The sequence below is a fragment of the Chitinophaga sp. genome, from assembly GCF_017745275.1.
Lineage (GTDB): Bacteria > Bacteroidota > Bacteroidia > Chitinophagales > Chitinophagaceae > Chitinophaga.
In genome coordinates this window covers 919823-934529 of sequence record NZ_JAGHZS010000001.1, presented here as the reverse complement: position 1 = coordinate 934529, position 14707 = coordinate 919823, and the positions used below count along the sequence as shown (strand labels likewise).

Genomic DNA, 14707 nt, shown 5'->3' with positions numbered 1-14707 from the left:
TGCTATGCTGATATATCTTCTGAAAGCGAATATTGCATTGACACTGTTTTTTCTTGCTTACCGCTTTGGTTTGCGCAAGCTCACCTTCTATACGCTGAACAGGATATTTCTATTGGCAGGTATTGCTTTTTCATCCTTGTTCCCCTTTATATCGGTAAATACATTTGTAAATAAGCATAAAGTAATTGCAGGAAGTGTCATTACCTATGTGCCCAATTTACAATCCTGGCAGGCGCCGGCGCCTGTATTCACGGTGTGGAATGTATTGGTATACATCTTCTGGACAGGAGTATCAGTAATGGCTATACGTTTTTTGGTACAACTTTTTTCCCTGTGGAAAATTCACCGGAAATCGCAAACGGGAAAGCTCTATGATATCACCGTACAATTGTTACAACAACCGGTGAATCCTTTTTCTTTTTTCCGTCACATCTACATTAATCCCTCCCTGCATCAGCCGGAAGAGCTGCCGGAAATTTTGCGCCATGAAAAAGTGCATGTGCAGCAATGGCATACCGCCGATACATTACTGGGAGAATTGAATAATATTTTTTACTGGTTTAATCCCGGCGCCTGGCTCATGAAAACAGCCATCCGTGAAAACCTGGAATTCATTACCGATCGTCACCTGCTGCAGCAGGGCGTTGATAAAATCAGTTACCAGTACAACCTGGTGAAAGTTAGTGGGATCCCTTATGCGACGGCCATCGCAAACAATTTCAATTTATCACACCTTAAAAAAAGAATTATGATGATGAACAGCAAAAAATCATCCCGCTACCACGTAATACGCTATATGGTATTAGGCTTGCTGGTTGGGGGAACCGTGCTGTCGTTGAATTATACCAGGGCTGCTGAAGTTATGCACATGAATAATGTAAAGGATACTTTGCCTGCTAAAACTTCTCATGGCACCAGGCACCAGGCCGCGCCTGTACCACCACCGCCGCCACCAGTAACTCCTGCTACAGCAGCACCACAGATCTCTACCCAGGTTACGTTTGTTTTGTGTGACTCAACCGGTAAGTCTTTTACCGTTACCAGTGGAGACGTGAAAAACGGGCAGGTTACCCAGCTTAAAGCGGCCGATACCGCTACAGTTTTCCTTACGCTCTGCAGTGATAACCTGACACAGCAAACAGCCACCACTACAGCCACCACCATTAATCCAGCTGATATCCAGGTAACAGTCAATGGTGTGAAAGTAAATACGCAGGAGCTGAAGTCAACACGGTCTCATGATGTAAAAACACAGACAATGGTGGGAAATGCTACAGTAACAGTATTACCAGGTCAGCCACAAACCTTTACCATCATCACCCAGCCACTCATAATGAAATGCGATGTACAGGAAAAGGTAAAAACGCAACTGGATACCATCTTCATTAAATAATCATCATATTGCCAATCACGAAAAGCCACGGTCCGCCACCGTGGCATTTTTGTTTCTATACAACATTATCTATCCGCGGCTGTTTATATAGGTGATTAATGCACCTGCTTATGCTACAAAAAGGCGACATCGCTCCTGACTTCACACTGAGTTCCACACCAGAAAAAACAGTTACCTTATCGGAACTGAAAGGCAAAAATGTGATCCTCGCTTTTTATCCGGCCGACTGGAGCCCGGTATGCAGCGATCAGATGGCATTGTACAATGAAATGTTGAAATACTTTGAAAAGTATAATGCTGTACTGCTGGGGATCTCCGTAGATGGCGCCTGGTGCCATGCTGCTTTCGCCAAAGCCCGTCAACTACACTTCGACCTGCTGGCTGATTTTGAACCCAAAGGCGCCGTGTCCCAATTGTATGGTGTGTATGAAAATGGCGTGAGTCAACGGGCACTTTTTGTAATAGATAGCCAAGGTGTTATTCAATGGAGTTACTTATCACCTATTGGTCAGAATCCAGGTGCAGATGGTATCCTGGCTGCATTGGAAAATATTAAAAACTAACGTGGATGCCTAACCTGAATCCTCCCGTGAATGCATTGGATCATATCCTGGGTGCGCCCAATGCTACCATAGAGCTGGTAGAATATGGCGACTTTCAATGTCCCTACTGCCGGGAAGCTTTTTATATAGTAAAACAATTACAGGAACGTTTTGCAGACAGGCTACGCTTCGTTTTTCGCAACTTCCCCCTGCAGGAGGCGCATGAATTTGCCATGGATGCAGCCCTGGCGGCAGAAGCGGCCGCCAGGCAAGATCGCTTCTGGGACATGCATGACGCTATTTACAACCGTCAGCCCGAACTCAACGAAGCATTATTGTTAAGACTGGCGGCTGATATGGAATTAGATCTCCGGCAATTCGCCGATGACATGGACTCCCCCAAACTATTAAGCAGGGTAGAAGCGGATTTCGAAAGTGGTGTACGTAGTGGTGTAAATGGCACGCCTACCTTTTATCTTAACGGTAAGCGGTATAATGGCGATTATCGTGTGTTATCCTCCTTCCTGGAAGAATGATGGCTAATTAGCAGAACGCACGCAACGGAAGCCCAGGTTAGATAAACCGGATTCAGGCGTACTTTTCATGCGGGCAGATACCCGGTATCCCCGGCAATATTCATCGCTGCACATATAAGAACCGCCACGGATCACTCTCTTAGCCTGTCCCGGGTCATCAGGATCCAAACCTTCTGCCGGACCAGCCGGATTTTTTACGCCTTTTTCTCCCTGTATATAGTAGTTGGCATCGTACCAGTCTTCACACCATTCCCATACATTCCCTGCCATATCATATAACTGATAACCATTAGGGCTATACGATTTTACGGGTGCAGTGCTATAGTAGCCATCTGTTTTGGTATTCTTATAAGGAAAATTTCCGTTCCAGGTATTCGCTTTGGCTTTACCGGTGGTCAGTGGTTCATTGCCCCAGGGGTATAATTGGCCGGAGAGACCGCCACGGGCGGCATATTCCCACTCTGCTTCTGTAGGCAGCCGTTTGCCGGCCCATTTGGCATAAGCCTGTGCATCCAGCCAGGATACCTGCGTAACCGGTTCATGGTCCCTGTTGGCGATATTACTGGATGGTCCTTCCGGATGCTTCCAACTGGTGCCGGGTACAAAAGACCACCACTGGGAAATATCATTAAAAGGAACGGCGTGATCCGGTGGGGTAAATACCAGTGCGCCCGGTGCCATCATGGTAGCCAGTGTGGCGCTGTCGGGCTCCGGCGTGCCTGGTGGCAGGCTGGCCATAAGCTCTGCTTTGCCGATAGGTTGCTCTGCTGTTGTTACGTAACCGGTAGCATCCACAAAGCGGGCAAATTCAGCTTTGGTCACTTCGTGTTCATCCATCCAGAAACTGGCAATGTCTACCCGGTGTTTGGGATATTCATCCGCCATACCGGTGCTGTCGTCAGCGCCCATCAGGAAGGAACCTGCAGGTATCAGTACCATCTTGTTCAAGGTGTCTCTCTCTTTGCCGGCAGTAGCCTGCTTACTGGGGTTGCCAGCGCAGGCGCTTAATAGTGCTAATCCAAGCACCAGGTTTATTTTCAACATATTGTAGTCAATCCGTTTAGTCGTTTCTCAAAAATAGTGTTTTACACGGATTTGCCTGTGAGCAGGATTACACTGATTTTATAGAATTTTGGAAGATATGAGACAAATTTATCCGCTGGTATCTTCCAAAATCTCTTAATCAAAAAATTAAAAATCAGTGCAATCAGTATAATCCTGTTGACAGGCAAAATCCGCGTTAACAATTATATAATCATTTTTCCGCAAAAACTGTTGTAAACTGCAGCCAGTTACGGGTGGCTATGCCCCTGTTTTATAGGTATCGCATATGCAAAAAACTGCAGTACCCTTTACACGCAAGGATTTTGGGGAAGACTTTCTTTGGGGCGTCACAATTTCAGCTTTTCAAAATGAGGGAGCCTTCGACACAGACGGCAAAGGACCTTCTATTTGGGATACTTTCTCCGGCCGCAAAGGCAAAATCAAAGATAAAAGTCACGCGCAGATAGCTACCGACTTCTATAACCGTTATACACAGGATATCCTGCTTGCAAAATTGCTGGGATTTTCTGTATTCCGTTTCTCGCTTTCCTGGTCACGCATTATGCCCAAAGGCACGGGGGCTGTCAATCCTGCCGGTATCGACTACTATCACCGTGTTATAGATGCCTGCCTGGAATTGGGGTTGGAACCTTATGTTACGTTGTATCACTGGGATTTGCCACAGGCGCTGGAACACAAAGGTGGCTGGGCTCACCGGGGAGTGGTATTCGCCTTCGAAGAATTTGTAAGGGTATGTACCCGTGAATATGGCAATAAAGTAAAAAACTGGATCGTATTGAATGAGCCCTTTGGCTTTACTGCCCTGGGATATATGCTGGGAGTGCATGCACCAGGTAAATTTGGGTTGTCCTGGTTTTTGCCGGCAGTGCATCATGCTGTATTAGCGCAGGCAGAAGCCGGGCGAGTGATTCGTGAAGAAGTAGCCGGCGCCAATATTGGCACTGCTTTATCCTGTTCCCAGATTATTCCTTATTCCGATAGTGCTGCCGATCAACAGGCGGCACGCCGTGCAGATGCGCTCTTTAACCGCCTGTTCCTGGAGCCTTCGCTGGGCATGGGTTACCCGGTGGCCGACTTCCCGCTGCTTCGTCGTATTGAGCGCCGTTATGCCCTATGGCGCGATTGGGACCGCCTGGCATTTGATTTTGATTTCATTGGTGTGCAGAACTATTTCCCGCTGGTAGTGAAATACAATTCTTTTATGCCCATCGTTAAAATTTCGGAGGTGAAGGCCAAATCCCGGAATGTACCCATGACAGGATTAGGTTGGGAGATTAACGGCAACGGCCTATACGAAGTGTTGAAACAATTTGCCGCCTACAAAAATATTAAGAAACTCATTGTGACAGAAGGCGGCGCCGCCTTTGCTGACGAGATCTCCGCTGATGGCCGCATCGAAGACCATGCACGTATTGCCTATTTCCAGGAATACCTGGCAGGTGTACTGAAAGCCCGCCAGGAAGGAGTGCCGGTAGACGGCTACTTCGCCTGGACACTCACCGATAACTTCGAATGGGCCGAAGGTTATCGCGCCCGCTTTGGCCTGGTGCATATCAATTTCGATACCCAGCAGCGTACCATTAAAGATTCAGGTTATTGGTTCCGGCAGTTGTTGGAGGCAGAAAGCATAAAGCAGAAAGCATAAAGCTATTATAGCGAATGATAGGAGCGAGTATATAAATGATTTACCCGCTTCTGTCATTCGCTATAATAGCTTTATGCTTTCTGCTATTGCGACAACCGTTTAAAGAACCAAATATCCCTCAGGCTGAAGTTAAACACTGCATTCACATATGTTTCTTTTATCAGCGCCGGACCGTTTTGTCCGCGTTGCCCGGCTTCAAGGCCGATGTAATATCTTAACGCCCCATTTTTACTGGGTAAAGAAAAGCCCAGTGAGCCTGAGATGTCTTTGATTTGTGTACTGCTCACTACCAGTGGAGACCTGTTATAAGCGAAACCAGCTTGTAATACAGTGCCCTCGTAAGTTTGATTATAGTACTGGCGTTTCAGCGTATATTCTATACCGGTAGAGAAGCGATCTCCATCCTGGTAGCTATAAGTGGCACCTTTTTCATTCAGACTATTCCAGAGCTGATGACGATAATCAGCTACCCAGGTGAAAGTACCATTGGTCAGGCTAAGACCAGCACCATAGGTAGCGGGTAAGGTAAAGTAAGAAGGATCTTCATCTCTGCTATACAGGGAAGTACCGTTCTGGTCTACAATATTGAGTTTGTCCTGCAGCTTCATTTTGGTCTGGAAGCGGTAAGTGGCGCCCAGTCCCAGTTGCCAGTCTTTACTGATCTTACCGGTATATTGCGCACCTGCCGTAAAGTTAGGCTTGAAGCCATACCGGTTATGTTGTGTTTGTAAGGAATCAGAACCAATGTATTGGGTGGTGTTCAGCGGACCAAAGAGAAACGCGGTAGATACACCCACTGAGAAATTTTTGTTCAGCTGGAAACCATTGGAGATATAAGCCCGGTTGAAACCACCGGTACCAGTGGTAGTAGCGGTAACCGGAGCCCCGGTGCCTGTCATGAATTGTTGGTTCAGCAATTTATAATCTACACTGCTGAAAGGGGTGATACCAGCACCTATGCCCCAGAATTTGGCGGCTTTAAAGCCAAGGGCCAGTCGCTTAAAGTTGATGTCGCCGGCACTTTGTGAAATGCCGCTGCCATTATAGTTAATTTGTTGTGCTTTCAGTGAAACATCGAACATAAAGTTTTGTGGAGGTAAAGCACTGTAAGAAGCCGGGTTGAGTTCATTGAGATAGCCGGAATGGCGACGGCCGATGCCAGTACTTCCCAGCCCGAAATTGCGACTGTAATCCCTTTCCTCCAGGTCGCCTATACCATAGGCAGAGTAAATGGAATTAAGGCCGTGTTGTGCTTTCGCTGCCGTACTGCACAACAGGAGTAAAATAAAACCGCTATATATTTTGATGCGCATGAGTATCCTTTATTTGTACAACAGATAGTATAACTGAATCTTCGCCTTGTTCGCCGTGTTCTGCTGATCGCCGATCACCAGCCTGTCCATGGTTGTTCTGCCATCTGTGGCACTGGGTGTGAGCAGAAGTCCCCGTGAATAAAAATCAGAGACGGTTTGCTCCTTAATAACATAGTTGGTGATGTCGAAGGTGTAGTTAGTGTTGACGTTAAACTGGTTATCCACCGTGAGCCGGCCATAAGTAAGCGTATCGGTTACATTGTTGTTCTTATCCACTTCGCAAAGGGCTACTCTTGGAGGTAGCTGGTCGTTTACATAGGTGCCGTTGACCGGTTTCAGGGTCATATATACTTTCATGATTTTGAAGAATTGCCCCAGGTACACGAGATTCTTGATATACGGAATATCAATACGTGTAGCCGTACCAGCTATAGGTTGACAAAAGCCCTGGTTGCCCGTGCTGGCAGTAGGTAACGTTTTTACGGTGCCATCAAATGGTGCCAGCGGCGTACCGGTGCGTACTGTTTTTACCTGGTTGAACTGCAGGTTAGAAGCCTGCATTTTAAAGTCCACATACCGGGCGGTAACAATCTGTTCATTGATATGATAGTACAACCGCATCACCAGGCTGGTATCGTTTGCCCGGAAACCGTTGATGGTTTTACTATCTGCAGCACCCCGTACATTCAGTCCCTTGAAGAAATCCAGCCAGGTGGGAGTAGTGGTGATATCACCACTTTGATCACGCAGCATATTGAATAACTGGGTACCCAACTGGTTCGACATATACGCCCTGATTTCTTTGTCGGTATTAGGCCGTATTACTCCCTGGAAACTGCCGATAGGCGTGCTTTCTGTTGAGAAGTTACTGTTGTTGTACAGGTAGTAAAAGTTAGTGGCCGTTTGTATGGTAGAAGTAACCCGGTATATCTGTAAATGTTGTACCTGGTTGGAATCGCCGGATACATAACTGTTGGGATGCATGATGAGTACCATGGAATCGTACCCGGAACCGTTCAGTGGGATGGTGACTGCAGCAGGTTTTGCAATCTGGAAAAAAGACTGGGCGGAAGAAGCGCCAAAGATGGGATCCGTTCTTTTCCCAGCCAGCATTACTTCCGATCCGGAGGTAGGCATGGAGTCTGTCAGGATGGTTTTCATTTGTATAGACAAGGTATCAGAGAGTACATAGTCTGTTTGCTGATTATTGTCTACAATATTGTTATAGGTAAAACCTGTTTTCTGACAGGAAGAGATGGCCGCCACCAATAAAAATGCCGGAAGATATCTCCATATGCTTCCGTTTATGCGCCTTAAAAATAAATGATACATGGTATTGTTCATGGTGCGCAATTTTAGACAGGATCAATACTTTCAGTTCCTTTAATATGCCAATGGCCAAAATTTATCGATGAATAACGTAATATATCCTTTATGCCGCCAGTAGCGCAGGAACAAGCATTTCCTGCCAAAGATTCCAACTGGTAGATGAAATAACGGTATCCGTCAGCTAAAATCAGGGGAATAGCTATTTCCTGTTTGCCGGAATGCTTCGGCGGATAATTTTGGCAGCAGTAAAAAGAACATGCTAATGCGATATTTAAAAGGTTATAGTTTATTATTGATGGCTTCCCTGGCAGCCTGTTCGAAAAGTTCAAACACCACTACACTGGTAGGAAACTGGATTAAACGGTCCGAGTTTGAAGGCGTTGCCAGAAATGCAGCTGCTTCTTTCGTAATTGATAATAAAGCCTATGTAGGAACCGGTTATGATGGACTTAACAGGTTAACAGACTTCTGGATGTACAATGTGGATCAAAATCAGTGGACACAGGTAACCACACCTTTCCCTGGCCCTGGCCGAAGCAATGCAGTGGGTATGAGCATCAATGGAAAGGGTTATGTGGGCACCGGTACTGATGGATTAACCAAGATGAACGACTTCTACGAATATGATCCCGTGCAGAATAAATGGACACCTAAGAAACCCTTCCCTGGCAGTGGCCGTTATGGCGCAGTGGCATTCGGACTGGGTACCAAAGGTTATATCGCCACCGGTTACGATGGTAACTGGTTAAAAGATAACTGGGCATATGATCCGGCTACAGACACCTGGACCCAGGCGCAAAGTTTGCCCAGCGGTAAAAGACAGGACGCTTCCGTTTTTGTGATCAATAACAAAGCATATGTATGTATGGGCACAGCCAACAGCACGGCCATCACCGACTTCTATGCGTTTGATGGTACCAACTGGGCTACCCTCAATTCTATTGCGAATGTAAGCGATGACAGCTTTGATGATTCCTACAACTTTGCAGGCAGCGGCGCTGCTTCCTTTGCAATGAAAGGTAAAGGATATGTGGTATCCGGTATCAAGGGTGGTTTGTCTGCAGCTACCTGGGAATATACCCCTGAAACCGATCGCTGGACACAGAAAACAGATTTCGAAGGTGCTGCCCGTCAGTATGCTACCGGCTTTGCAGTAAAAGATCGTGGCTTCGTAGTGCTGGGCGTAAGTAGTACCCTTCAATTGGATGATATGCGTGAATTTGATCCTACAGCAGAGTATAACAAAAATGACTAAGCGTAACCTTATTATAGCCGGTATAGCCGTGCTGGTGTTAACATGTATTGCCTGGTTAACTACACGTGAAAAGAAGGCCGCCGGCCATGGGGCTGATATGCTGGCAGTGGAGGTGGAACCGTTCGAAGTAAATGGTGGCTGGGGCTACAAAGTAAACGTAGATGGTCATACCTACATCTATCAGAACATGTTGCCGGGTGTAGAAGGACACCGTGTTTTTCGCAGCAGGGAAAACGCTTTGCGGGTGGGAAATGTGGTGGCAGATAAGTTAACACATCATAAAATTCCCGCCATGACACAGCAGGAATTGATCAACATGCACATTACCGAAGCGGAATAATATTAGCTATTGCAGCGGCTTTGCTGTGGGAGGATCTCTTGAAAAAGAATACGATACTCCCGCAGTAAAGCATTGCTGTGCCCCGGATTTTTAATCTGATTTTAATATCATTCTTAAATTTAACAATCCCTTATAAAGGATTAACGTTTTTTAACACAAGCCTAACCCTATCTGGTGTAAGTTTATCGCATCAAATAACAGGATGCTAAATTTTAAACGGATCATCAGGAGTCGTCCCTTCCTTATTTCACTGCACGTGCTCGGATGGGCATGTTTTTTATTTTTTCCGTTTTTCATTTATCGGATTCAGATTTTGCATACCGGTTTTTTTATCAAAGAATTGATAGATAACCTTTTCCTGATTGGTATTTTTTATCTGAATATCTATGTGCTGATTCCCCGGTTTTTTAATGGGAAGAAGATTGCGATATACCTTTGCAGTATCGCTTTACTCATCGTGTTTATTACCGCGCAACAAGCGGCGCTCAATTATTATTTCTTCAGAAAATACGGGCATCGTCCACCGTCGATGATGGCGTTACGGATGGATAAAAAATTTAACAATGCGGAAGTAACTTCTGGCCGCTTTCCGCCGTTTCACCACCGACGTTTGGATATGGTTGAGGAAAGCGGCGCCCGGGCAATGGCCATACCGGTATCGTCCGCAAGAGGAGGTGAATTACACATCGACAGTTTACGAGCTGCTACAGTGGCCTTTTCAGGGCTTCCGTTGATGGAACCAGATGCTCCCACTATCCTGGAATATCTCTTCTTTCCGGAGGTACTCCGTAGATCCGGATTTTTTGCGCTCCTGATGTTATTCATGAGCGGCTTTATAAAAATTGCACTGGAATGGTTTAAAAGTGAAAAACAGCGGGAAGAGTTGAAAGTGGAGAAGTTGAATGCGGAATTAAAATTTTTAAAATCACAGATTAATCCTCACTTCCTGTTTAACTGTCTAAATACTATTTACTCATTGGCGCATAAGCAGTCAACACAAACCGAGCACGCGATATTGAAGTTGTCAACCATTATGCGGTACATGATTTATGAGTCCAACGAAGCGAGGGTACTGCTGTCACAGGAATTAAGATACCTGCACGACTACATAGAAATACAACGACTACGGTTGCCAAAAGATATTGACATCAATTACCAGCTGAATGGCGATGCAGATCGCTTGCAGATAGAACCCATGTTGCTGGTGCCGTTTGTGGAAAATGCCTTCAAACATGGGATCAGTTATACAGAAGATTCCTTTATCGATATTGTTATTACTACAACGGAAAATATGATCAGGTTAATTGTCCGCAACAGTCACTTTAAAGAAAGGGTGGCAGAAAGGGGAGGCATAGGCCTGGATAATGTGTTGAAGCGATTGGAATTGCTCTATGAAAACGAGCACGAGATTAATATCAGGGAAACGGAAAACCAATTTATTGTAGATCTTAAAATTGTGTTGAAAAAATGATGAAGTGTATTGCAGTGGATGACGAGCCACTGGCGCTGGAAATCATGGAAGATTACATTCGTAAAGTTCCATTCCTGACACTGGCAGGCAAATTCGAAAATGCTGCGACCGCCTTACGATTCATCCAGGACGAACCGGTAGACCTGGTGTTCCTGGATATCAAAATGCCTGATATCACTGGCATTCAGTTCCTGAAATCGCTGAAGTATCCTCCTATGGTGGTATTTACTACTGCTTATGGTGAATACGCGCTGGATGGCTTTAATCTGGATGTGGTAGATTATCTCCTGAAGCCCGTACCCTTTGAACGCTTTCTGAAGGCGGCGGCCAAAGCCAGCGAAACCTGGTCGGTAAGCCAGCAAAAAAGCGGGAGCACCGGGAATAACGCCCTACCCATGGATGCCACCTGGGTAAATGACTACATCTTCATTAAAACAGAGTACAAGATTATTAAAATTAACCTGGAAGATATTCTTTTCATCGAAGCACTGAAAGACTATACGAAGATCTATACACATAACCTGCCCGTATTGACCCTGCGGAGCCTTAAATCATTCGAAACCCGCCTGCCGGCCGACAAATTCATACGGGTACACCGGTCCTACCTGGTTTCTCTCAATAAAATCAATTGCGTAGAAAAAAATACCGTTATGATCGCGAATCAGTCGATCCCGATTTCAGACGGCTACCGGGATCGGTTTTATGACGTTATTAACCGTAATTCCTAGGGAAGGAATTACGAATTACAAATTACGGATATATGGGTAGATAGCAGCGAATGACCTTCGCGTTGACTAGCTACCCATATATCCGTAATTTGTAATTCGTAATTCGTAATTCTTTCCGCTTTCTGCTTTTTTTCCGATCTTCGCTCTCTTTTTAAGACAACCATACCACCATTAATTATTATTCTTTTATCAAAAACCACCAACATTGGAAAGAATATATTTCGACAACGCAGCAACCACATCGCTGGACCCGGCAGTGCTAGAAGCAATGCTGCCATTTATGACAGAAAAATTCGGTAATCCATCCTCTATTTATTCTTACGGTAGGGAATCAAGACTGGGTATCGAAAATGCACGTAAATCAGTTGCCAAAACATTGAACGCTCATCCCGGAGAGATCTTCTTTACTTCCGGCGGTACAGAAAGCAGCAATACGGCTATCAACGCCGCTGTAAAGGACCTCGGCTGCAAACACATCATCTCTTCGCCTATTGAGCACCATGCTACATTGCACACCGTAGAATACCTGCACCATCACGATGGCATAGCGCTCTCTTTTGTGAATGTATTACCCAGCGGTCATATCGACATGGACCATCTGCGCGAACTGCTGCAGCAATCCACCGAAAGATGCCTGGTAACCCTCATGCATGCCAACAACGAAATTGGTAACCTGCTTGATATCCATGCCGTGGGGAATCTCTGCAAGGAATTTGACGCCATTTTCCACTCTGATACCGTACAAACCGTAGGTCACTATCCATTTGATCTCCGTAACACGCCTGTACACTTTATTACCGGCGCTGGTCATAAATTTCATGGTCCTAAAGGAGTAGGTATCCTTTATATCAACGAAAACGTAAAAATTAAGCCGTTTATCCAGGGTGGTAGCCAGGAACGCAATATGCGCGCCGGTACAGAAAACCTGTATGGCATTATCGGATTTGCCAAAGCACTGGAAATTGCCACTGCTGAACATGAAGCTCACAGCGCCCATATCAATGGCCTGCGTATGTACATGGCGGAGCAGTTGGAAAAACATATTCCAGGCATCGTTATTAACGGTGATCTGCGCGGTCGTAGCTTATATACCGTATTGAACGTAGGTTTCCCTAAGTCAGAGAAAAGCGAAATGATCCTGTTTAACCTGGATATTAACGGCATCTGCGCTTCTGGCGGCAGTGCGTGTACTTCCGGCGCCAATGCGGGTTCTCACGTTATTCGCGCCATCAACAGCAACCCTAACCTGATTGCGGTGCGCTTCTCTTTCTGCAAAAACAATACAAAAGAAGAAGTAGATAAAGTGGTAGCAAAACTGCAGGAACTGATTTAAGATAGCAGAAAGCAAAAAGCAAAAAGCTATAAAAGCGAATGACCAGAGTGTATGAGTAATTATAAATACTCGCTCTGGTCATTCGCTTTTATAGCTTTTTGCTTTCTGCTTTACGCTTTCTGCTTACCTCAATGCATGAACTCTTTAATATCCTGCATGATTCTTTTCGCGATATTATCCGCGGTGGTTTCATTCTGGCTTTCTGCGTAAATGCGGATAATTGGCTCTGTATTGGAAGTACGGAGATGTACCCAGTCTTTATCGAACTCAATTTTCAGCCCATCTTCTGTATTTAAAGGTTGATTTTTGTATTTCACCTTAATTTTTTCGAAGATAGTTTTTACATCTACCCCTTTATCCAGCTCAATTTTATTTTTAGAGATGAAATAATCAGGATAGCTGTTACGCAGGGCTTTGATGCTTTTTTTGCTGTGGGCGAGATGGCTCAGGAAAAGACCAATGCCAATCAGCGCATCGCGGCCATAGTGCAGGTCCGGAACAATGATACCGCCATTGCCTTCTCCGCCGATTACCGCGTGGGTATCTTTCATCTTCTTCACTACATTTACTTCACCTACCGCTGAAGGCGTGTATTGACCGCCATGTTTCAGGGTAACATCTTTCAATGCCTGGGTGGAAGACATATTGGAAACAGTGTTTCCTTTTCTTTTACTTAATACGTAATCTGCTACGGCTACCAGGGTGTATTCTTCTCCAAACATGCTACCATCTTCGCAAACAAAGCACAGGCGATCCACATCCGGATCTACCGCAATACCCAGGTCTGCTTTGGATTTATTCACTTCGTTGGAGAGGGCGGTCAGGTTTTCTGCCAGTGGTTCCGGATTGTGACTGAATTTACCATTCACCTCCGCAAACAATACTTCTACTTCTTCCACACCCAATGCTTTTAACAAAGGAGGAACAAATAAAGCACCGGTAGAATTTACCGCATCTACTACGATCTTGAAATTACGGGCCTTAATGGCTGGAACATCTACCAGTGGATAGTTTACCACCAGGTCTACATGTTTCTGTAAATAAGAGTCATCTAACGTGTAGGTGCCCAGCTTATTTACATCCGCGAAGTTGAAGTCTTCCCGTTCTGCAATGTCCAGCAGCGTTGCGCCATCATCTCCGGAAATAAATTCGCCTTTACTGTTCAGTAATTTCAGCGCATTCCATTCTTTCGGATTATGACTGGCAGTAAGAATAATACCGCCGGCAGCATTTTCCATGGTTACCGCCAGTTCTACGGTAGGAGTGGTAGAAAGACCAAGGTCTACTACATCAAAGCCCAATCCGTTCAGGGTGGATACCACCAGGTTTTTCACCATTTCGCCGGAAATACGACCATCACGGCCGATCACCACCTTACGGTTTTCTGTTGCACGGCTCAGCCAGGTGCCATATGCTGCCGTGAATTTTACCACATCTAATGGAGAAAGTCCCTCGCCGGGCTTACCGCCTATGGTTCCGCGTATGCCGGATATCGATTTGATCAGTGCCACAAGATTCTGTTTTAAAGGAAGGCAAATATAAAAAAATCCATTCCAGAAATCCTAATTATGAATAGAAGAACAAAGAGCCGAAAGCTGAAAGCAGAAAGCAAAAAGCCATTGTAGCGGAGATCTGTCCGGCTACATTAATTATAATCGCTTAAATCTCCGCTACAATGGCTTTTTGCTTTCTGCTTTCAGCTTTCGGCTTTTTCGATATATTTGCAGCTACGCTTTTAAAAAAACAGCTATACGTTA

At 45.4% G+C, this 14707-nt stretch carries 13 protein-coding genes; 9 read left to right on the top strand and 4 right to left on the bottom strand.

Features of this window, described 5'->3' with window-relative positions; all coding sequences use genetic code 11:
- Nucleotides 1-4: 4 nt before the first annotated feature.
- The 3 genes from J7623_RS03675 (at nt 5) to J7623_RS03665 (ending at nt 2471) form a co-directional block, all read left to right on the top strand.
- Nucleotides 5-1393, top strand: coding sequence for a M56 family metallopeptidase (locus J7623_RS03675; protein ID WP_291917259.1), 1389 nt, complete (start codon nt 5-7; stop codon nt 1391-1393).
- 110 nt (nt 1394-1503) lie between these two features.
- The gene (locus J7623_RS03670; protein WP_291917257.1) at nt 1504-1956 is read left to right on the top strand and encodes a redoxin domain-containing protein; all 453 of its coding nucleotides are present in this window, start codon (nt 1504-1506) and stop codon (nt 1954-1956) included.
- Nucleotides 1957-1961: 5 nt separating this feature from the next.
- Nucleotides 1962-2471: a thioredoxin domain-containing protein gene (locus J7623_RS03665; RefSeq protein ID WP_291917255.1), complete on the top strand. Its 510-nt coding sequence runs from the start codon at nt 1962-1964 to the stop codon at nt 2469-2471.
- Between the two features lie 3 nt (nt 2472-2474).
- Here the strand turns inward: J7623_RS03665 and J7623_RS03660 are convergent, their stop codons facing one another.
- Nucleotides 2475-3515, bottom strand: a complete 1041-nt coding sequence (locus tag J7623_RS03660) for a formylglycine-generating enzyme family protein (RefSeq protein WP_291917253.1) — start codon at nt 3513-3515, stop codon at nt 2475-2477.
- Between the two features lie 286 nt (nt 3516-3801).
- Between J7623_RS03660 and J7623_RS03655 the strand changes: the two genes are divergently transcribed.
- Nucleotides 3802-5181, top strand: a complete 1380-nt coding sequence (locus J7623_RS03655; RefSeq protein WP_291917251.1) for a GH1 family beta-glucosidase — start codon at nt 3802-3804, stop codon at nt 5179-5181.
- A gap of 83 nt (nt 5182-5264) precedes the next feature.
- Here J7623_RS03655 and J7623_RS03650 read toward each other — a convergent pair whose 3' ends face one another.
- Nucleotides 5265-6494, bottom strand: coding sequence for a hypothetical protein (locus tag J7623_RS03650; protein ID WP_291917249.1), 1230 nt, complete (start codon nt 6492-6494; stop codon nt 5265-5267).
- Nucleotides 6495-6503: 9 nt separating this feature from the next.
- On the bottom strand, nt 6504-7838 hold the full coding sequence (locus J7623_RS03645) for a DUF4270 family protein (RefSeq protein ID WP_291917247.1): 1335 nt from the start codon (nt 7836-7838) through the stop codon (nt 6504-6506).
- Between the two features lie 247 nt (nt 7839-8085).
- On the opposite strand from J7623_RS03645, the gene J7623_RS03640 reads away from it, so the two are divergent.
- From J7623_RS03640 to J7623_RS03620, 5 genes are all read left to right on the top strand, one after another.
- Nucleotides 8086-9078 (top strand): kelch repeat-containing protein, encoded by a 993-nt coding sequence (locus J7623_RS03640; RefSeq protein ID WP_291917245.1) that lies wholly within the window; start codon nt 8086-8088, stop codon nt 9076-9078.
- Complete coding sequence (locus J7623_RS03635) at nt 9071-9418, top strand: DUF4907 domain-containing protein (protein WP_291917243.1); 348 nt, start codon at nt 9071-9073, stop codon at nt 9416-9418. The genes J7623_RS03640 and J7623_RS03635 overlap by 8 nt, the downstream gene beginning before the upstream one ends.
- A 313-nt stretch (nt 9419-9731) precedes the next feature.
- Entirely contained in the window at nt 9732-10889 is a 1158-nt protein-coding gene (locus J7623_RS03630) for a histidine kinase (protein WP_291917241.1), read from the top strand.
- Nucleotides 10886-11617 (top strand): LytTR family DNA-binding domain-containing protein, encoded by a 732-nt coding sequence (locus tag J7623_RS03625; protein WP_291917238.1) that lies wholly within the window; start codon nt 10886-10888, stop codon nt 11615-11617. Before J7623_RS03630 ends, J7623_RS03625 begins: the two co-directional genes overlap by 4 nt.
- Nucleotides 11618-11822: 205 nt before the next feature.
- Complete coding sequence (locus tag J7623_RS03620; RefSeq protein WP_291917236.1) at nt 11823-12950, top strand: cysteine desulfurase family protein; 1128 nt, start codon at nt 11823-11825, stop codon at nt 12948-12950.
- A gap of 128 nt (nt 12951-13078) precedes the next feature.
- Here the strand turns inward: J7623_RS03620 and glmM are convergent, their stop codons facing one another.
- Nucleotides 13079-14461 (bottom strand): phosphoglucosamine mutase, encoded by a 1383-nt coding sequence (gene glmM, locus J7623_RS03615; protein ID WP_291917234.1) that lies wholly within the window; start codon nt 14459-14461, stop codon nt 13079-13081.
- Between the last annotated feature and the right edge of the window lie 246 nt (nt 14462-14707).